The organism is Ensifer sp. 2TAB8 (assembly GCF_052115125.1).
Classification (GTDB): domain Bacteria; phylum Pseudomonadota; class Alphaproteobacteria; order Rhizobiales; family Rhizobiaceae; genus Ensifer.
In genome coordinates this window covers 32,202-51,941 of record NZ_JBFRGB010000016.1, presented here as the reverse complement: position 1 = coordinate 51,941, position 19,740 = coordinate 32,202, and the positions used below count along the sequence as shown (strand labels likewise).

Annotated in this window: 13 protein-coding genes; 8 read left to right on the top strand and 5 right to left on the bottom strand. The window is 63.1% G+C overall.

Annotated features, from left to right (window positions below; all coding sequences use genetic code 11):
• The first annotated feature begins 34 nt into the window (after positions 1-34).
• The 7 genes from AB4Z53_RS23650 (at position 35) to AB4Z53_RS23620 (ending at position 8,367) form a co-directional block, all read left to right on the top strand.
• Positions 35-478 (top strand): GNAT family N-acetyltransferase, encoded by a 444-nt coding sequence (locus AB4Z53_RS23650; RefSeq protein ID WP_441597929.1) that lies wholly within the window; start codon positions 35-37, stop codon positions 476-478.
• A 21-nt stretch (positions 479-499) separates the two neighbouring features.
• On the top strand, positions 500-1,846 hold the full coding sequence (locus AB4Z53_RS23645; RefSeq protein WP_441597928.1) for an aspartate aminotransferase family protein: 1,347 nt from the start codon (positions 500-502) through the stop codon (positions 1,844-1,846).
• Between the two features lie 724 nt (positions 1,847-2,570).
• Entirely contained in the window at positions 2,571-3,563 is a 993-nt protein-coding gene (locus tag AB4Z53_RS23640; protein WP_441597927.1) for an ABC transporter permease, read from the top strand.
• Positions 3,564-3,640: 77 nt separating this feature from the next.
• Complete coding sequence (locus tag AB4Z53_RS23635; RefSeq protein ID WP_441597926.1) at positions 3,641-4,642, top strand: substrate-binding domain-containing protein; 1,002 nt, start codon at positions 3,641-3,643, stop codon at positions 4,640-4,642.
• 87 nt (positions 4,643-4,729) lie between these two features.
• Entirely contained in the window at positions 4,730-6,304 is a 1,575-nt protein-coding gene (locus tag AB4Z53_RS23630) for a sugar ABC transporter ATP-binding protein (RefSeq protein WP_441597925.1), read from the top strand.
• Positions 6,301-7,338: an ABC transporter permease gene (locus AB4Z53_RS23625; RefSeq protein ID WP_441597924.1), complete on the top strand. Its 1,038-nt coding sequence runs from the start codon at positions 6,301-6,303 to the stop codon at positions 7,336-7,338. Before AB4Z53_RS23630 ends, AB4Z53_RS23625 begins: the two co-directional genes overlap by 4 nt.
• 81 nt (positions 7,339-7,419) lie before the next feature.
• Positions 7,420-8,367 (top strand): carbohydrate kinase family protein, encoded by a 948-nt coding sequence (locus tag AB4Z53_RS23620; protein ID WP_441597923.1) that lies wholly within the window; start codon positions 7,420-7,422, stop codon positions 8,365-8,367.
• A 33-nt stretch (positions 8,368-8,400) separates the two neighbouring features.
• Here AB4Z53_RS23620 and AB4Z53_RS23615 read toward each other — a convergent pair whose 3' ends face one another.
• Positions 8,401-9,390, bottom strand: a complete 990-nt coding sequence (locus tag AB4Z53_RS23615) for a sugar-binding transcriptional regulator (RefSeq protein WP_223729149.1) — start codon at positions 9,388-9,390, stop codon at positions 8,401-8,403.
• 379 nt (positions 9,391-9,769) lie between these two features.
• On the opposite strand from AB4Z53_RS23615, the gene AB4Z53_RS23610 reads away from it, so the two are divergent.
• Positions 9,770-11,818, top strand: a complete 2,049-nt coding sequence (locus AB4Z53_RS23610; RefSeq protein ID WP_441597922.1) for a bifunctional aldolase/short-chain dehydrogenase — start codon at positions 9,770-9,772, stop codon at positions 11,816-11,818.
• 80 nt (positions 11,819-11,898) lie between these two features.
• On the opposite strand, the gene AB4Z53_RS23605 is transcribed toward AB4Z53_RS23610, so the two are convergent.
• The 4 genes from AB4Z53_RS23605 to AB4Z53_RS23590 form a co-directional block, all read right to left on the bottom strand.
• On the bottom strand, positions 11,899-13,242 hold the full coding sequence (locus tag AB4Z53_RS23605) for an ABC transporter ATP-binding protein (RefSeq protein WP_441597921.1): 1,344 nt from the start codon (positions 13,240-13,242) through the stop codon (positions 11,899-11,901).
• Positions 13,243-13,256: 14 nt separating this feature from the next.
• The gene (locus AB4Z53_RS23600) at positions 13,257-14,993 is read right to left on the bottom strand and encodes an ABC transporter permease (protein ID WP_441597920.1); all 1,737 of its coding nucleotides are present in this window, start codon (positions 14,991-14,993) and stop codon (positions 13,257-13,259) included.
• Positions 14,994-15,415: 422 nt separating this feature from the next.
• Positions 15,416-16,741 (bottom strand): HlyD family type I secretion periplasmic adaptor subunit, encoded by a 1,326-nt coding sequence (locus AB4Z53_RS23595; RefSeq protein ID WP_441597919.1) that lies wholly within the window; start codon positions 16,739-16,741, stop codon positions 15,416-15,418.
• A 64-nt stretch (positions 16,742-16,805) separates the two neighbouring features.
• Positions 16,806-19,739 carry a calcium-binding protein gene (locus AB4Z53_RS23590; protein ID WP_441597918.1) on the bottom strand — a complete coding sequence of 978 codons (2,934 nt, stop codon included), beginning with the start codon at positions 19,737-19,739 and terminating at the stop codon, positions 16,806-16,808.
• Position 19,740: the final 1 nt, after the last annotated feature.

Here is a 19,740-nt window from a genome sequence, read left to right as displayed (position 1 = left end):
TGGGCGGTTCGCCCACCCAGGGTCGGGGGTAACAATGGGTGATATCACGATCGTCGCCGCAGCTGAGGGCGACAGGTCCGCGTGGAACGAGCTCCACGCGGGGTTTGCCAGCTACTATGGCGTCGAGCAGACCGACGAAATGCGTGATCGGGTCTGGGGCTGGATCTGCGACGGCCGGCTTGAATGCCGGCTTGCGCTCGATGGCACTGGCCGCCCGGTCGGCCTGACACATTTTCGCGAATACATCCGGCCGTTATTCGCCGCGCGCGGCGGCTTTCTCGACGATCTCTTCGTTGTACCCGAGGCCCGTGGTAGCGGTGCAGCCCCTGCACTGATCCGCGCCGTCGCCGAGATCGGGCGGGACCGCGGCTGGAACGTCGTCCGCTGGATCACACGCGACAACAATTATCGTGCACGAACGCTTTATGATCGTGTCGCGTCACGCACCGATTGGATTACCTATGATATCACGCTTTGAAATTGCAGCAGGGAGACGCCAATGACCGCACAGCCAAATTCCACCGAAGCGCGGGACATGGCGTATCACCTCCATTCCTACACCAATCCCCGACGCCTGGAACGCGAAGGGCCGATGGTGATCGAGCGGGGGGAGGGCATCCATGTCTTCGACAACAGCGGCAAGCGCTACATCGAGGGCATGGCAGGGCTCTGGAGCGTCGCCGTCGGCTTCGGCGAGAAACGCCTGGTCGAGGCTGCGCGCAAGCAGCTGAGCCAATTGCCCTACTACCACACCTTCTCGCAGAAGTCGCACGGGCCCGTTGCCGATCTGGCGGAGAAGCTGGTATCGCTGGCGCCCGTACCGATGTCTAAGGTCTATTTCGCCAATTCCGGGTCGGAGGCGAACGACACGGCGATCAAGCTCGTGTGGTACCGTTCGAACGCGCTCGGCAGACCTGAGAAGAAGAAGATCATCTCACGAATCAAGGGCTATCACGGCGTGACGGCGCTGAGCGCCAGTCTGACGGGTCTGCCAAACAATCATCGTTCCTTCGATTTACCGTTCCCGAATATCCTGCACACTACCTGCCCGGACTATCGAACGGGAGCGGAACCGGGCCAGGACGAGCTTGCCTTCTCGCGCTGCTGCGCCGAGGAGCTGGAGGCGATGATTCTTGAGGAGGGACCGGAAACGATCGCCGCCTTCATCGGCGAACCAGTGATGGGCGCCGGCGGCGTCATCGTACCGCCGGAAGGCTATTGGGCCGCCATCCAGGAAGTGCTCGACCGCCACGACATTCTGCTCATCGCCGACGAAGTGATCTGCGGGTTCGGCCGGACCGGCAACATGTTCGGCTCGGAAACCTATGGGCTGCGCCCCGATATCATGACGGTCTCCAAGCAGCTCTCCTCGTCTTACCAGCCGATCTCGGCGCTGATGATCAACGAGCGCGTCTTTGAGCCGATCGCTTGCGAGGCAGACCGGATCGGCGTGCTCGGCCACGGTTACACGGCAAGCGGCCATCCCGTCGCCGCCGCCGTTTCGCTGGAGAACCTGGCGATCATCGAGGAGCGCGATCTCGTCGGAAACGTGCGCCGGCTGGCACCACATTTTCTCGAGCGCCTCAACGCACTGGAGCGGCATCCCCTTGCCGTCGAAGCACGCGGTGTCGGGCTGATCGGGGCCCTGGAACTGGAGGCCGCCGACGGCGCGCCGACGGGAACGATGGGCGCCAGGGCGGCGGCCCTGTTGCAGAAGAACGGCCTGATTTCACGCAACATCGGCGACGCGATTGCCTTCTGCCCGCCGATGATCATCACCAGGACGGAGGTCGACGAGATGTTCGATATCGTCGAGCGGAGCCTCAAGGAACTGGCGGGATCTTAGGGCGCAATCAAAGCCGCGTCCGTCACCGGGCGGGCGCGGCAGTTCATTCGGTTCTCACGCCGTTCTCGCCTGGCAAAGGACATGAGGAGGTCGGCCTAAGCCATTGTACATGGTTCCTTTTCTGGATTGATTTTGACATCCTTCCACTCACGTGAACCTGTCGTCGTGACGCGCCGGTGCTTCTTCGCTCTTATGGAGATTGCGAACGCACTGTACCGGAGAGGCGGCACGTAGCCGTGTGCGCCCCAGATCGGGTGCGCCGGCGCTGCTGCCGGATTGGCGCTCAGAACGAGCTGCCCGCATCCCCTTTTCGCAGATCATCCCATGCGGCGTGAATAAGCGACGTTCCGACTTGGCGCCGACGAGTCTCAGCTGTCAGGGCGACATTCAATTCGCTTGAAATTCGCGTCTTTAGGCTTCGTTGATGCTGCTTGGTATGCCGGCCCCGGAACGTCTCGTGGAGCCGACTGTGTAACGGTTCGACACCGTAGCCAAGCCATAAGGCCAGACGGTCCAGAAGAAGCTGTTTCCCGCCATTCTCCCCCAAGTCTCACGCTGCGATCGGGGAACGTGAAGAAGGCTGTTGACAAAACACACCTATCGCTGGCAAATGTCAAATGTGCGTAACGAACGCCACTTAAGCCGGTTGCTTCAGGGGAGACAGGAGCAAAAATCGCCGGCCTAGGGAGCGGTTTCAAGCTGCGCAGACACCAGGGTGGGAGGAATGATCTTGGCTTTTCAGGTGGATCGACAGCTGGGCTTTCTGGCGACCGTCAACGTCGCCGCCGTCGTGGCCGGCGCGGTGCTCGTCGGCGCCAGCTTCGTCGAGCTCTATAACTTCCAGTCGATGGCCTCGCAGGTTCCCGAGCTCGGCTTCCTCGCCCTCGGGGTGATGCTCGCCATGATGTCCGGCAATGGTGGCATTGACCTCTCCGGCATCGCTCTGGCGAACCTTTCCGGTGTTGCAGCCTACTTCTTCCTGCGTGATGCGATCTCCGCCGACGATGCGCCGCTCCTCTTCACGTGGAGCTTCATCGGCGCGGCACTTGCGATCGGCCTTGTCGGCGGCATGCTGAACGGCTTGCTGATCGCCCGGCTCGGATTGACGCCGATCATTGCGACGCTCGGCACCCAGTTGCTCTTCACGGGGCTTGCCGTCGTCCTCACAAATGGTTCGGCGCTCAGCCTCGGCTATGTCGAGCCGCTCGATGATTTCGGCAATGCCTCGATCCTCAGTATTCCGCAATGCTTTGCGCTCTTCCTTGTCGTCGCGCTCGGCATTGGGGTGGTGCTGCGCTTCACGCCCTTCGGACAGCGCCTGCTTCTGCTCGGCAACAATGCCAAGGCGGCACGCTACGCCGGCATTCGCGAAAAGCGGATTCTGTTCGTGACCTACACGGTGTGCGGCCTGCTGGCGTCGGTGGCCGGGATCGTGATCGCCGCACGCACGTCGAGCATGAAATGGGATTACGGCAGTTCGTACGTCCTCATCGCGATCCTCATTGCGGTCATGGCGGGCGTTCGCCCGGAGGGCGGCTACGGACGGGTCATCTGCGTAGTGCTCTCGGCAACTTCGCTGCAGATGCTATCGAGCCTCTTCAACTTCATGAACATCTCCAATTTCTTTCGGGATCTCGCCTGGGGTGTTCTCCTGCTCATCTTCATCGCGATCTCAGGCTTCGATTTCAAAGCCTGGCTGAGATTCGCCCGCACCTAACCCTCTTCCTCATCAACGCCGGCGCGGGCCTTCGCACGCCAGCGGCTCTTTTCCCCGAAGGCACAATGGGAGGAACTATGTCTGATTTTCGTAAGCTTGCCGCCTGCACCGTGGCGCTCAGCACCATCTGGGGTGCGGCGATCGCTTCGGCCGATGAAAAGCCGTCCATCGTCACGGTCGTCAAGGTCACCGGCGAGAACTGGTTCACGCGCATGAACGAAGGCGTGACGGCCTATGGCAACGACAACGATACGGTCGCCACCAGCCAGATTGGCCCCGGCAAGGCCGACGCTGCCCAGCAGGCACGTCTGATCGAGGATCTGGTCGCCAAGAAGGTCAGCGCCATCGCCGTCGTGCCGATGGACGCGGCGTCGCTCGAAGGCGTGCTGAAGCGTGCCGCCCAACGCGGCATCAAGGTCGTGACCCACGAAGCCGATAGCATGAAGAACACCCTCGTCGACATCGAAGCATTCGAAAACAAGGCTTTCGGAGCGCGGTTCAACGAGAAGATCGCCGAATGCATGGGCAAGTCCGGGAAGTGGACGTCTTTCGTCGGCTCGCTCGGCAGCCTGACGCACGTCCAGTGGGCTGACGGCGGCGCCGAGAACGCCAAGAAGTACCCGGAAATGGAACTCGTCTCGGAGAAGAACGAGTCCTTCAATGACGCCAATCGCGCCTACGAGAAGGCGCGCGAAATTCTGCGCAAGTACCCCGACATCAAGGGCTTCCAGGGCGGGTCGGCGATCGACGTCATCGGCATCGGGCGCGCGGTCGAAGAGGCCGGCCTCCAGGACAAGACCTGCGTGTTCGGCATCGGCTTGCCGAAGGACACCGCTTCCTATCTCGAATCCGGCGCCGTTGATGGCATCAGCTTCTGGGACCCGAAGGACGCCGGCTACGTCATGAACAAGGTGGCGGACATGGTCATCAAGGGTGAGGAGATCAAGGACGGCATGGACCTTGGCGTTCCCGGCTACGAAAAGGTGGCGGTCAAGAAGGGTGCTGGCGATGGCATCATCGTCGTCGGCGAAGCCTGGGTCGAYGTCGACAAGTCGAACTACGGCAAATATCCGTTCTGATCGGCTCAACCGGTCAATCCCATCGCGCCGGCTCCGGCGCGATGGACTCCTTTAGAGCGTCGATCCATGCAGCATCAGGACAAATCCATGCAGCCTCAGCCCAGTGCTAGCGAACCGCACCCGCGGCAGCAGTCCTTGCCTCCGTTTCTGGAGGTGCGCAACGTCGAGAAGCACTTCGGCGGGGTACGCGCGCTCAAGGGCGTGAGCTTCTCAATTGAAGCCGGCAACATCTATCACCTGATGGGCGAAAACGGCTGTGGGAAAAGCACGCTTATCAAGATCATTTCCGGGGCTCAGGCTGCGGACGCCGGCGACCTGTTGATCGACGGTGAGACGGTTGCCGATCTGACGCCCGTGGCGGCTCTGGCTGCTGGTATCGAGACGGTCTACCAGGACTTTTCGCTGCTCCCGAACCTTTCAGTTGCTGAGAATATCGGCCTGACACAGCAATTGGTGGCTTCCTCGGGCAAGCTCGCGCGCCGGCTCGACATACCGAAGATGCGCGCGACCGCCGAGCGCGCGCTTGCGGCTGTGGGATTGCCGACAAACCGCACCTTCCTTTCGACGCGAACGGACGAATTGCCAATGGCAACGCGTCAACTAATCGCGATCGCCCGCGCCATCGCATCCGACGCCCGTCTCGTCATCATGGACGAGCCGACCACGGCCCTCACCAAACACGAGGTCGACAACCTCATCGCCGTCGTCGACCGCCTGCGCTCCAAGGGCGTCGCGGTCTTGTTCGTCACCCACAAGCTCGATGAATGCAAATCGCTCGGTGGGCGCGCGATCATCATGCGCGACGGCCAGAAAGTTGCCGAATGTGATGTCGACACCCACTCGAAGGCAGATCTCGCGTTCTGGATGACCGGCAAGGTGCTTGACGACGCGCGCCAGCGCGCCGCGGTCACGCTCGGTGAAAAGCTGCTCGACATCGAAGGCTTGGCGCGATCCGGCTACTTCGAGGACGTGTCGTTTTCGCTGCGAAAGGGCGAGATCGTCGGTATTACCGGCCTGCTCGATTCCGGGCGCAACGAATTGGCCCTTGCGCTCGCTGGCGTGTCGTCAGCGGAAAGCGGCGGCGTCCGCCTGGAGGGCAAAGAGATCCGCCTTCTGAGACCCGCCGACGCCATCGCCTCGGGCATTGGTTACGTACCGGAGGACCGGCTCTCGGAAGGCTTGTTCCTGTCGCAATCGATCCGGGACAATATCGTGGTGCCGGTGCTCGACCGGCTCCGAAACGCCTTCGGGATCCTCGATGGTCAACGCAGCCGCAGGCTTGCCGAGCAAACGGTCGGCGATCTTCAGGTCGCTTCGGCTGGTGTCGACAAGCCGGTCCAGTCGCTTTCCGGCGGCAATCAGCAGCGTGTGCTTATCGGCCGCTGGCTGACGATCAATCCGAAACTTCTCATCCTTCACGGCCCGACCGTCGGCGTCGACGTCGGCTCCAAGGACACGATCTACCGCATCATTCAGCGACTTGCAGGCGAGGGCATGGGCGTCATCATCATCAGCGACGACCTGCCCGAACTTTTGCAGAACTGCGACCGCATCATGGTCATGCGCAAGGGCCGCGTCGTCAAAACCTTCACCGCCGAAGGCTTGGCGGAAGATGTCCTCTATCGCGCGCTCACCGACGATACAATCAAGAGGCTGCAATGACCGAAACCACCTTTTCCGCAGCTGAACCCCGATCGGGCAGTGCAGGGGCCATTGCCGGCGCCTGGACTTGGCTCGTGCGGCATCCGCCGGTGTTTACGTTGGTCCTCATCGTGGCAGTCGCGCTCACGGTTGGTGCGATCAATACGGACTTCTGGCAGACCTCGAATCTCTTCGACATCTTGCGTGCTTCGGTAGTTCGCGGTCTTTTCGCCCTCGGCGTGCTCGTCGTCCTTGCCTCGGGTGGCATCGATGTCTCGTTCACGGCGGTTGCCGCCTTCGTCATGTATGCCGTCACGATGCTGGTCGTGAACGTCGTGCCGGACATGCCGATCCTGGCGATCCTTGCGCTCGGCGCTGTCGGCGGCGCATGCTTTGGCGCACTGAACGGCGTCCTGGTTCATACGCTGAAAGCACCGTCGCTGATCGTGACGATCGGCACGCAATATGTGATCCGCAGTTTCCTGCTCACCTTTGTCGGCACAGCGTTGTTCATGAACATTCCGGCGGCAATGGACGCGTTCGGAAAGCTTGCGCTCGTCACGCATCATAGCGACAACGGTTCGACTTCGACCCTTCCGGCCTTCGTGCTCGTGCTGGCAGTGGCGTCCCTCGCCACCTGGTGGATCCTCGAACGAACCCTGATTGGCCGCGCTGTCTACGCCGTTGGCGGCAACGCCAATGTCGCCCAGCGCCTCGGCTACAATCTGCGTACGGTTCACATCTTCGTCTTCGGCTATGCCGGGCTTCTTGCCGGCATTGCCGGGATCATTCACGTCTCCAGCAATCGCCTCGCCAACCCGTTCGACCTCGCTGGCGCCGAGCTCGAGATTATCGCTGCCGTTGTTCTCGGCGGGGCGCGGATCACGGGCGGTTCAGGCAGTGTAGTCGGTACGCTCCTGGGTGTGATCCTGATTACACTCGTCAGCAACGTGCTCATCCTCGTCGGCATTCCGAGCACCTGGCAGTTCGTCATTGTCGGTATCTTCATCATTCTGGCCGGCGCCATCTTCTCGATCCGCGGCAAACAATCATGACGGCCCGGCCTGCGGTCGCCGGTAAGGCGGCTGGGGCCGACGTCGGTTGACTACTATGTTTCAAGAGAAAGGTTTGAGTGCATGGCGCACGATGTATCGGTAATCGGACTTTACATACTCGACATCCTTGGTCGCCCCGTCGACCGCATTCCTGCGGGTGGCAATGTCGAATTCATCGATGAAATCCGCCTGACCGTCGCCGGTACTGCCGGCGGCACCGTTGTGGACCTGGCGAAACTCGGCCTCGCCTGCCTGGCCGTCGGCGCTGTCGGCGACGACGAAAAAGCCGATTTCGTCATTTCGGCGCTTCAACGCTTCGGTGTCGATACGGCGGAAATGCAGCGGCTCCCGGGTGTTCCGACCTCCGCGACGATCCTTAATATTCGCCGCAACGGCGAAAGGCCGGCGCTTCACGTCCGCGGCGCATCGGGCCATTTCGAAATCGCGCCCGACGCGCTCGATCGCGTGACGATGGCGCCGATCGTTCACCTTGGCGGGACGGGCCTGCTCGATCGCCTCGACGGCGAGCCGAGCCGTGTGCTTCTCGAAGAAGCAAAGCGCAAGGGAAAGACCGTCACCTTCGACCTTCTCGGCGCCAGCGAGAAGACACTTTCCCTCATCCGTCCGCTCTTCCCCTACATCGACTATTTCATGCCCTCCGTAGAGGAAGCCATGTTGATTTCCGGGCGCAAGACGGCCGAGGATGCGGCACTGTTCTTCGCCGATCTCGGCGTTCAACACTGCGTCTTCACGCTGGGTGGCGACGGTGTCTACTTCATGGACCCCGCGAGAAAGAGCCTGAAGTTGCCGGCATTCGAGATTGATATCGTCGATACGACCGGCTGCGGCGACGCCTTCAATGCCGGCTTCATCGCCGGCCTGCACCACCGCATGGACACGGAAACCTCGCTCAAGTTCGCTCAGGCATCTGCGGCACTGGTGGCGACGGGTCTCGGGTCCGATGCCGGCATCACCTCCTTCGAGGCGACGCTGGAATTCATGAGAACGGCGCGCGTCAAGGCGAACTGAGGCCGATCCCTGAGGCGCTCCGTTCCGAGCGCCTCAAGCGCCCTCCGCCAGCAGCAGCTCGGCGGTTTCCGTGTCGGTGACGAGGTGCGTGGCATAGCCGCCTTTCATGGTCGCGCGGATAGCGGCGACCTTGTTGGCGCCGCCGGCAACGCAAAGCCGGCTCGGGATACGCACGAGTTCATCGAGCTCGATGCCGACCATGCGATCGTCGAGTTCGCCGTTTACCTGACGGCCCGCTTCATCGATGAAACGGCAGATCAGAACAGCGACAGCGCCGTGTGCCTGATAGGAATCGAAGTCCTCCTGGCTTGCCACATTCGCCGAACGGATCAGCGTGTCAGGCCCGATGTCGCCGACGCCGAAGACCAGGATATTGGTGGAATGGATGAGCTCGAATTGCTTGACGAGCACAGGTTCCGCAAGCAGCCAGCGCTTGAGTTCCGGCGTCGAGAGCAGGGCAGGTGCAAGCAGGTTGACGCACCGCGCATGAATCCGCTGCGACATCAGCGAGGTGCAGAATTCCGGCGAGAATTCGGGATTGGCGATCGAGCTGCCCGACACCTGGACGACCGTAAGACCGCCAAGGGGCTCTGCCAGCGAAATCTGGTCGGCGACGGCAAGCACGGTCCGCCCCCAGGCCACGCCGATCGTGTCGCCTTCCTTCACCATGTCGGCAAGCAGGCGCGCGCCTGCTTCGCCGAGCCTCGTGACCAGCGAGCTCGGCTCGCCGGCTGGAATGACCAGCGCACCTTCAAGCCCGAACGCCTCTTTGAGCTTTCGCGCAATTGCAACACGCCCGCCGATGTCGGTGTTGACGCGGATCGAAACGAGCCCCCGCTCACGCGCTTCTTGCAGGTAGTTGACGATGGTAGCGCGCGACATGCCGAGTATCTTGGCGATGTCGCTCTGGGTCAGTTGATCGACGTAATAGAGCCATGCGGCCCATACGACGCCGTCGTCGAACTCGGGCGGCAGCGATTTGCCTTCGCCGATCATCCAGCTTGCCCGTCCGCTATCCGTCATCCTTCACTCCGCCTGATATCGTTTGCGCCACCTCAAACCGGAAAAACCTCTGACGTCAAACAAATTCGAAAGGTCAATTGACATTTGACACTCTATGTTGTCATTTGTTTGTGTCACGTTGCAACGGACAATCGACATCGGATTCTCGCTTGGGCAGTCCGCCGCGAATGCGGACGTGTGCCTGAGAGGAGGCCGAGGCAAACGCAGGATCGGAACTGGCCTCCAGGCGCGGTCCGTGCCGGTTGCCGCCCCCAATGCTTCCCAAGCGCGCCTTCCCCTGTCAGCCGTGTGCGGTGCGGCAGGAGCGGTCGTGCCACACCCATTTTTGTCCGGAGCCTTAGCAGAGGATGTGCGAGCGCCGGCAGCAGAGGAGCCTTTCATGAAGTCGAGATGGTCCGAGACCGACTATGCCAATGTCGTCGATACCTATGTGCGCAACGGCATCAACCGCGACCTTGCGATCCGCACTTACACGACGCGCCTCCTCGGATCCGATGCCGAGCTGGTGCTGCATGGTGGCGGCAACACCTCGGTGAAGACCACGTACGTCGACCTCGACGGTTCCGAAATTCCGGTTCTTTGCGTCAAGGGAAGCGGTTGGGACATGGGCACGATCGAGCCGGCAGGTCTGCCGGCCGTCCGCCTGCAGCCGCTGCAGGCAATGGTCGGGTTCCCGACGCTCAGCGATGACGACATGGTCATGCTGCAGCGCCGATTGCTGCTTGATCCCGCCGCTCCCAACCCGTCGGTGGAGGCGATCCTGCATGCCAACCTGCCGTTCAAGCACATCGACCACACCCATGCCAACGCGATCGTCTCGTTGACGAACCAGCCGCATGGCGAGGAGATCGTCCGCGAACTCTTCCCCAATTCGATCATCATTCCCTATGTCATGCCGGGCTTCGACCTCGCCAAGGCTTGCGACGAGGCCTACCGCGCCGACCCGACTGCGGATGGCATGATCCTCTTGAAACACGGGATCTTTACCTGGTCTGAAGACCCGCGCGAATCCTACGAGAAGATGATCGCGGCGATCGACAAGGCCGAGCGCCGCATTGCAAAGGGTAATCCGCGGCCCTTCGTTCAAGTCAGGCAACCTTCAGGTCTCGCGACCGCTGCCGAAATCGCCCCCATCCTGCGTGGCGCAATTGCGATCGATACGGGTGTCGAAGGCTCCCCGAAGCGCTTCGTCTTGGAGCATCGTGCAGGCGATGCCGTGCTCGAATTCTGCAATGCCGAGAATGCCGCGGACATGGCGCGGCGGGGCAATGCGACGCCGGAACATGTCATTCACATCAAGCGCTTTGGCCTTGTTCTGCCTGCACCGTTGGCCGCCGACACGGCCGCCTGGGCGGAGAGCGTCCGTGCGGCGGTGGCAGACTATATCGCCGAGTACCGGTCCTACTTTGACCGCAACAATGCCCGCGTCGGCGGCAACAAGACGATGCTGGACCCCATGCCACGCGTTTTCTACGTATCCGGCATCGGTCTCTTTGCCGCCGGGCCGACCAAGAAGGCTGCGCGCGTGGGCGCCGACGTCGCCGAGGCGACGATCAACGTCATCCGCAATGCCGAAGGCATCGAAAGCTTCGAGGCGCTTTCAGAAGAGGATCTGTTCGATATCGAGTATTGGTCGCTCGAGCAGGTCAAACTGACGAAGCAGGTGGAGAAACCGCTCAGCCGGCAAGTTGCGGTGGTGACGGGTGGCGCGGGCGGACTGGGCCTCGCGATCGCCGAGGCGTTGCGTGCCGAAGGGGCTGAGATCGCACTGTTCGATCTCGCCGAAGCAGCGGTGAAGAAGGAAGCTGCCCGTCTTGGCGGACTTGGCCTGGCCTGCGACGTGACCAAACCGGAAGCAGTCGCAGCCGCCCTTGCCGGAGTTGCCGAACACTTCGGTGGCGTCGACATCGTCATTTCCAATGCCGGTGCCGCCTTCCAGGGCGCTATCAGCGAGGTGCCCGACGAGATTTTCCAGAAGGCCTTCGCGCTGAACTTCTGGGGACATCACTACATCGCGCGCACTGCGACAAAGATCATGAAGGCGCAACGCACCGGCGGTGCGCTGGTGTTCAACGTGTCCAAGCAAGCCGTCAACCCGGGGCCCGATTTCGGTCCCTACGGCACCTCGAAAGCTGCACTTATGGCGCTGATGCGGCAATACGCGGTCGAGCATGGCGCTGACGGGATCACGTCGAACGCCGTCAATGCCGATCGCATCCGCACCGGCCTCATGACTGACCAGATGGTGGAGGAGCGCAGCCGCGCCCGTGGCATTTCCCCGGATGCCTATATGCGCGGCAACCTCGTCCATCGCGAGGTTGCCGCCAAGGATGTCGCCGACGCGTTCGTGCATCTCGCCAAGGCGCGCACCAGCACAGGCGCGGTCATCACCGTCGACGGCGGCAATGTCGCGGCCATGATGCGATAGAGTAAACACGGGCGCTGCGAAACGCGGCGCCCGTGCCACTCGGTTGCCAAGTCGCTGTATGGAAACGTCGGGGGCTACCGTCAGCTTGGGTTCTCCAGATTGAATTGCCGCAACTCTTCGTCGTAGCCGAAGAGTTCGGCGTAGCGGCCCCATGAAATGACCGCACGCACCGTGTGTTCGGCGTTTTCCTCCGACATGTAGTCTTCGAGTTCCTCTGAAAAGCGCGTGAACGGTGCGCGGTGGCTCGGGCGCTCGTCGAGCACCCGCCGGATGAGGGCGGCGAGCGGCACATAAGCGAGAAGATGTTCAGCGAACAGGCGCTTGCGGGTATCGACTTCGGCGCCGGCGAAGTTTTGCCCAGCCTCCGTCAGCTTCACGTCTCCCTCTTCCAGCTCGGCAAATCGCATCAGTTGCAGCGTTTCGAGGATCGAAAACAGTTCGCCCGCCTCCATCTGAAGCGTGGACGCGAGATCGGGGAGATCGGCTCTGCCGTCGTATGGCGGCAGGGCGAGCGCTTCCAACAGACCGGCAAGACGGTTGGTCGACAGGCGCGGCAGCGCCATGGCGATACCAACGCCGGCGAAGCCGCTTGCGGCATGTTTCTCCATCTTTTCCTTCGGCGCACGCTGCGTCATCCGGGCATAGATGTCGTCGACCAATTGCCGGAAGGCTGGATCGAGCCGGTTACGCGGGTGGACGAGGTCGACCTTGATCTCGGCAGCGACGCGCCCCGGATTGGAGGAGAAGATCAGGATGCGATCACACATGAGTACGGCCTCCTCGATGTTGTGCGTCACCATCAGGATCGACCTGATCGGTAGCCGCCCCTCGATCCAGAGGTCAATGAGGTCGGTGCGGAGCGTTTCGGCGGTCAGGACATCCAGCGCCGAGAAGGGCTCGTCCATGAGCATGAGGCGTGGATGCACGACGAGCGCCCGGGCAAAGCCGGCGCGTTGGCGCATACCGCCGGACAACTCCTTGGGATAGGCACTTTCGAAGCCGTCGAGGCCGATCAGGTCGATGGCATCGATCGCGCGGCGGCGCCGTTCGGCCGCAGGAACGCCAAGCGCCTCGAGCCCGAGCTCGACATTCTCGAGCACGCTCAGCCAGGGGAAGAGTGCGAAACTCTGGAACACCATTGCGACGCCTTCGCAGGGGCCGGTAACGGGCAGGCCGCGCCACATTACCGTGCCGGTGGTTGGCGCGATCAATCCGGAAACGATACGCAACAGCGTCGACTTTCCGGAGCCTGAACGCCCAAGCAGTCCGACGATTTCACCTTCACCGATCGAGAGCGCGACGTCGTCGAGCGCGACAAGGTCGGGACTGTCGCTCTTGTGATAGATCTGGCGCACGCCTTCCAGTTCGACGAGCTTTTCGCTGGTGAGGTGGGTGCGGGGTTTTGTGATTTCGACCGAAGCCATGTGGGAAACCTCTCTCAGTCGAGACGCAGGTGGCGGCCGGCAAAGGCGTAGAGCGGACGCCAGAGCAGACGGTTGAACAGGATGACGAACAACGACATGACGGCAATGCCGAGCACGATGCGGGGATAGTCGCCCGCCTTGGTCGCTTCGGCGATGTAGGCGCCAAGGCCATGTGCCGTGAGCGTGGTATCACCCCAGCCAACGACCTCGGCGACGATCGACGCGTTCCAGGAACCGCCGCTCGCGGTGATCGCACCGGTCACGTAATAGGGGAAGATCCCCGGCAGGATGACCTTGCGCCACCAGTTCCAGCCATGGATGCGGAAGGTTGCCGCCGCCTCCTTGAGATCGTTCGGAAAGGCGCTCGCTCCGGCAATCACGTTGAAGAGGATGTACCACTGTGCGCCGAGCACCATGAGCGGCGACAGCCAGATGTCCGGGTTCAGCCCCAGGTGGACGATCCCGACGACGGCGAACGGAAAGACGATGTTGGCCGGGAACGCGGCCAGGAACTGTGCAAGTGGCTGGACGCGCTCGGCCACCCGCGGCCTCAGCCCGACCCAGACCCCGATCGGGACCCAGATCAGTGTGGCAAGCGCCATCAGGACGATGACGCGCAGCATGGTCAGAAGTCCGAGCCCCAGCACCAATGCAACATCGCGGAAGGCAAGCTCGGTTCCGATGAAGCGGGCAATCAGCCAGAATGCATAAGCCGAAACGAGTGCGACGAGCGCAAGCCAGACGCGATCCCCGAAAGCCGTCGCCTTGGCCCCGTGGAGTTGGGGCGGCAGGACGGAGGGGATTGCAAGGCGCTGCTGCGGCAGGCGGGCGAAGAGCATTCCGACAGGCGCARGCAGAATTTGAAACAACTGCGTTCTGCGAACCACATCCAACAGCCATGAGCGGGGCGCCGTTCCGCTTGCTGAAAGTTCGACGCGAAACTTGTCGCTCCACGCCACAAGTGGTCTGAACAGGAATTGATCGTAGATGAGGATCACCGCGAGCATGGTCGTCACCGCCCAGCCGACGGCGGCAAGGTCTTGTTGTGCGATGGCGAGCGCGACATAGGAGCCTATGCCCGGCAGGGTGACGGTCGTGTTGCCGACTGAAATTGCTTCCGACGCGACGACGAAGAACCACCCGCCCGACATCGACATCATCGTGTTCCAGACAAGGCCCGGCATCGAAAACGGGACCTCAAGACGCCAGAAGCGCTGCCATGCAGAAAGACGAAAGCTGCGTGCTGCCTCATCGAGGTTGCCCGGGACGGTCTTCAGCGACTGGTAGAAGCTGAAGGTCATGTTCCAGGCCTGGCTGGTGAAGATGGCGAAGATTGCTGCTAGCTCCACACCGAATACGTTCCCGGGGAAAAGGGACATGAACCCTAGAACGGTGAAAGACAGAAATCCCAGCACGGGCACCGACTGGAGGATGTCGAGGAGCGGGATCAGCACCAGCTCGGCACGGCGGCTCTTGGCCGCGAGCGCCCCGTAGACGAAGGTGAAGGCCAGTGAGGCGGTGATCGCCGCCAGCATGCGCATGGTGGTGCGCAAAGCGTATTCCGGCAGCATGGCCGGATCGAGGGAAACGGGCGAGGCCGCAAGGGAAGAGAGCGGCGCGAGCGTCTCGTGTCCACCGCGAATGATGAGAATAAGGCTGCCGAAGAGCAGGCCGAATGCAAACGCATCCCATAGATTGGGTGCATAGCGATACCGGCGAACGGCTTCCATGGCGGGATGATGCATGGTCATTTTGACAGCTCGTCCTATCGAATGAGAACAAGTCCATGCGTGGTGGCGCCGTGTCCTGACGTCACCGTTCTATTCGGTCCTCGCGGTCGGCAAACCGAGGGGGCGGGCTGGTGAATGCGGAAGGTTTGGGACCGCATGGCTCACCTTTCAATCCCGAGCCTGCCTGCTGGGACCGGTGAACCGGACGCGAAAGGTCAGGTCCGCAGGAGCGCGGGCAGGCTGTTTCTAGGTCGACTGCTGGAACCGTTCATCTCGGCAACAATCCTTGCGTGCTTTCTGAACTTCTTGCCGATTGTGCGCCGCACGCAGCCATAGTCAAGTTGTTAAATTGWCGCGAAAAATGGCCGCACGATGCCGCCGGGCAGGCGAAGGGCGAAGGGCGAGGGGTGGGCACCGTTTCAGGTGTCGCCGGCTTTGTCTGTTCATTCTTCTCTGAATGCGCGCATCATCTGGTCTGTGAATGGTTTGCTGATATAGGAGATAGCGGTTCGTTCGTCGGTCTGGACGAAGACTTCGACGGGCATGCCTGGCATGAGCTTGCGGTTGCCGAGCCTTTCGATCGGGTCGGTGATTTCGACGGTTGCGAGGTAGTAGGGTTGTCCGGTTGCCCGGTCGATGGCGGTTGCGGCGGCGACGACGTCGATCCGGCCGTCGAGTTCCGGGGTGGTGCGCTGGTTGAAGGCGGTGAAGCGCATGCGGCTGGCCTGGCCGGGAGCGATGCGGTCGATGTCGGCCGGCGGGATGCGGATCTCGACGGTGAGGTCGTCGTCCTCGGGCACGATCGACATCACGCTGGCGCCGGGGGCGATGATGCCGCCGATGGTGTGGACCTGCAGGTCGTAGACGAGGCCGTCGACGGGGGCGCGCACGTCCATGCGCGACAGCCGGTCGCGGGCGGCGACCTCGCGTTCGCTGAGTTCGGCGATCTTGGCCTCGATGCCGACGATCTGGGTCTGGGTTTCCTTGCGGGTGTTCTGGTCGATCGCCATCAATTTGATGCGCAGCTCGCTGATCTGGCCGACCGCCTCGGCGATGCGGGCGACGAGTTCGCCCTTGGAGCCGTCGATGCGGGCCATCTGGCGCAGGAGATCGCGGTGTTCGGAGACCGGCACCAGGTCGCTCTTCAGCAAGGTCTCGAGCTTGGCGATCTCCTTTTCGACGATCAGCCGTTCCGTGTCGCTCGAGCCGGTCTGGGCCTTGAGGCCGCGGATCTGCTCCTCGAGCTGGGTGATCTGCAGGCGCATCTGCTCTTCCTGGCTGGTGATCATCCGGCGGTTGGCCTCAAACAGCTTGAGCTCGCTGACCTTCAGTACCTCGCTGACATCGAGGCCGTCGAAGGAGACGGCGGCCTCGCCGTCGCGCTCGGCCTTCAGCCGGGCGCGCATGGCGTAGAACTGCTGCAACTGGCCGCGCACGATCGCCAGCTCCACCCGGGTCTGGGTCTCGTCGAGGCGGATGAGGACGTCGCCCTTGCGGACGTGGTCGCCGTTGCGCACCGCAATGTCGGAGACGATGCCGCCGTCGCGGTGCTGGATGAGCTTGACCTGCTGCGAGATGGCGACCTGGCCCTGGGTGATGACGGCGCCGGAAAGCCGGGCATGGGCGGCCCAGCCGCCGACGCCGAACAGCAGCGTGGCGGCAAGGGCGGCGGAGACGACGACGCGCGAGGTGATGCCGAACTGGTTGCCGTCCCTTGCGATCGTGCCGTCGGCCCTGGCGATCGTCTTGTCGTTCTGTCTGGTGGTCATGGCCTTCTCCCGGGTAACGCGTGACAGCTGTGGTTTGATGCGGGTGGTGTCGCCTGGCGATGGATCAGGCGTCTCTCTGCTCTGCGGCGGTCTCGAAGGCCGCGAGGATGAAGTCCTGTTCGGTCAGCGCGTGGCGGCCGGCGATCAGGAATTCGAGGTCCTCGTCGCGCTCGAGATCGATGACGGCGCGCACGACCGTGCGCTCGCTGTCGCTGAAGGTCTCGTGGTAGAAGGTGATGCGGTTGACCGGCGCCGGGCTGCCGTCGTCGACAAACGGCGCAAAGGCAAGGCCGCCGAGGGCTTCGGCGATCTTCGACAGGTCGATGCGGTCGCCGACCTCAAAGTCGCGGATCTCGTCGCGGCCCTCCCCGCCATTGGCAAGGGCGGCAAGGCTGCGGAAGACGAAGATATCGGCGCCGGCACCCCCGGCCAGGAAGTTGACGGCATCGCTGGCGACGATGATGTCGTTGCCCTTGCCGCCGACCGCCGTCTCGACCGATCTCAAGCTGTCGTTGCCGATCTCGGCGCCCGCGGCGATGCCGCGATCGAGATCGATCACCACGGCCTGCGTCGCCGCCGATGCGTCGTAGCCATCGACGCCGGCGCCGCCGTCGATCGTATCGTCGCCGTCGCTGGTGCCGGGCAGAAGGACGACGACGAAGGTGTCGTTGCCGTCTTCGCCCTTCAACTCGTCGTCGCCGGCGCCGCCGACAAGCACGTCATCGCCGTCGCGGCCGCGCAGCCGGTCGTTGCCGTGGCCGCCGAACAGCATGTCGTCGCCGCGGCTGCCGGAGATCCGGTCGCTGCCGCGCCCGCCGACGATGATCTCGAAGTCGTCGATGCGATCCTCGCCGATCTCCTCGCCTGTGGCGATGCCGGCCTCCATGTCGGCGAGAACCGCCTGCACCAGCGCGGACAGGTCGAGCGTGTCGATGCCATCGCCACCGCTATAGCTGTCGTTGCCGTCATGGTCGGCGTCGCCGCTGCCATCAAAGGCGACAACCACGATGGTATCGTTGCCGCCGCCGCCGGAGACGACGTCGTCGCCATTGCCGCCGATCAGCGTGTTGCAGCCGTCGTCGCCGGTGATGATGTCGTTGCCGGAACCGGCGATCACGTTCTCGATGTTGGCAAGGGTGTCGGAACCGATCTCCGCACCGGTGGCGGTGCCCGCCTCGAGATCGATGATCACCGTCTCGCGGGCGCTGCCGGCATCGAGCGTGTCGTTGCCGGTCCCGCCGTCGTAGTGGTCGTCGCCATCGCCGTCGCCGTCATCACCCTGAGACGACGGTGCCTGCACGGCAACAATGATCGTGTCGTCGCCGGCGCCGGCGCTGACCACATCGTCGCCGTTGCCGCCGACGAACGTATTGTCGGCGTCGTTGCCCTTGAGCTGGTCGTCCCCCGCGCCGGCAATCACGCTTTCGATGCTGTCGATGGTATCGGAGCCGATCTCCGCCCCGGTGGCGGTTCCGGCTTCAAGGTCGACGACGATGGTCTCGCGTGCACTGCCGGCATCGAGCGTGTCGTGGCCCTCGCCACCGGAATAGTGGTCATTGCCGTCGCTGCCCGGCGGCAAGGCGCTGCGGGCCTCCTCGGCGCTGAGGCCGGTGACGATGATGTCGTCTCCGGCGCCGGCAAGCACGGTGTCTTGGCCGGAGCCGCCGGTCAGCCGGTCGCTGCCGGCGCCGCCATCGAGCAGGTCGTTGCCGGCATCGCCATCGAGAACGTCGCGGCCTTCCTCGCCGAACAGGCGATCGTCGCCGCCGCCGCCGGAGAGATAGTCGTCGCCGGCCTCGCCAAGCAGGATGTCGTCGCCCTCCTCGCCATAGAGGTGGTCGTCCCCCGTCCCACCGAACAGGATGTCGTTGCCGCGCCCGCCATGGAGACGGTCGTTGCCGGCCTCACCGTAAAGCGTGTCGTTGCCGTCGCCGCCGATGAGCGTATCGTCGCCGCTGCCCCCCAGAATGATGTCGTCGGCTTCGCGGCCATAGACGATGTCGTCACCGCCAAGGGCCGCGATGATGTCCTTTTGCGGCGTGCCGCGCATCACGTCGTCGCCCTCGGTGCCCCGGATCTCGTTTGCCGGCCAGTCCATCAGCGTCATCAGCGCGCCATTGACGGAACGACCGGTGCCATCGAAGACCGAATAGGTGAAGGTGACCTCACCGAGATCGCCGCGTTCCGGCGTGTAGAGCCACATGCCCTCGCCATAGGCGCGCACCGAACCACTGGAGACCGTCAGGTTGGCGATCGACAGCCTGTCGCCGTCCGGATCGACGGTATTGGCGAGCAGGTCGTCCAACAGGATGACGGCCGAGAGGTTCATCAACCCGTTGGCGAGCACATTGCGCCCGGTGACGACAGGCAGCCGGTTGCTGCGGGCACTGCCGTCGTCATCATCGTCGTCGCCCCCGCCGGGACCACCCGGGCCACCGGGGCCGCCCGGACCACCATCGTCGTCGTCGTCATCATCATCATCATCGTTGCCGTCGCTTCTGCCGGACGGCGGGCTGCCGAAGGACGCAAGCCCGGGGAAGTCGAAGCCCTGCAGGCCGTTGTCGTTGGCCGGCCGCGTGCCGGTCTTGAACGGCCGCTCGTCGATGAGATCGGTGTTGGGCGCACCGTCGTCGAAGGCAAGCCGCACCGAGGAGCGCAGGCGGCCGAGCTTTGCCGGCATGACCTCGTCGGGAAACGCCAGGTCGGCCAGCAGCCCCTGGATGTAGGCGGCGGCATCCTCGATCGCCTCGAGCGCACCGGACATGTCGAGCGCTTCGCTCGGCGGCTCGGAACCGACGGGCTCGGGATCCGGGTCGTGGTTTGCCGGTTCGCTTTCGCCGTCCTTGCTGCCGAGCACCGAGCCGAGCGCGCCGAGGAACAGCGCCGACAGCACCAGCCGCCCGCGCTTGCGCTCAGGCTTGTCGGCGATCGCGTACCGGTTCATCGGTGCGATCGCCTGCTGGCTGTCGGGTCGCTTCAGGATGAGCTTCTCGTCCATG

Coding starts and splice junctions, on each gene's coding strand:
- AB4Z53_RS23590 (WP_441597918.1), bottom strand. CDS start 19,739: ATGGACGAGAAGCTCATCCTGAAGCGACCCGACAGCCAGCAGGCGATC.
- AB4Z53_RS23610 (WP_441597922.1), top strand. CDS start 9,770: ATGAAGTCGAGATGGTCCGAGACCGACTATGCCAATGTCGTCGATACC.
- AB4Z53_RS23620 (WP_441597923.1), top strand. CDS start 7,420: ATGGCGCACGATGTATCGGTAATCGGACTTTACATACTCGACATCCTT.
- AB4Z53_RS23605 (WP_441597921.1), bottom strand. CDS start 13,242: ATGGCTTCGGTCGAAATCACAAAACCCCGCACCCACCTCACCAGCGAA.
- AB4Z53_RS23645 (WP_441597928.1), top strand. CDS start 500: ATGACCGCACAGCCAAATTCCACCGAAGCGCGGGACATGGCGTATCAC.
- AB4Z53_RS23630 (WP_441597925.1), top strand. CDS start 4,730: ATGCAGCCTCAGCCCAGTGCTAGCGAACCGCACCCGCGGCAGCAGTCC.
- AB4Z53_RS23595 (WP_441597919.1), bottom strand. CDS start 16,741: ATGACCACCAGACAGAACGACAAGACGATCGCCAGGGCCGACGGCACG.
- AB4Z53_RS23625 (WP_441597924.1), top strand. CDS start 6,301: ATGACCGAAACCACCTTTTCCGCAGCTGAACCCCGATCGGGCAGTGCA.
- AB4Z53_RS23640 (WP_441597927.1), top strand. CDS start 2,571: ATGATCTTGGCTTTTCAGGTGGATCGACAGCTGGGCTTTCTGGCGACC.
- AB4Z53_RS23615 (WP_223729149.1), bottom strand. CDS start 9,390: ATGACGGATAGCGGACGGGCAAGCTGGATGATCGGCGAAGGCAAATCG.
- AB4Z53_RS23650 (WP_441597929.1), top strand. CDS start 35: ATGGGTGATATCACGATCGTCGCCGCAGCTGAGGGCGACAGGTCCGCG.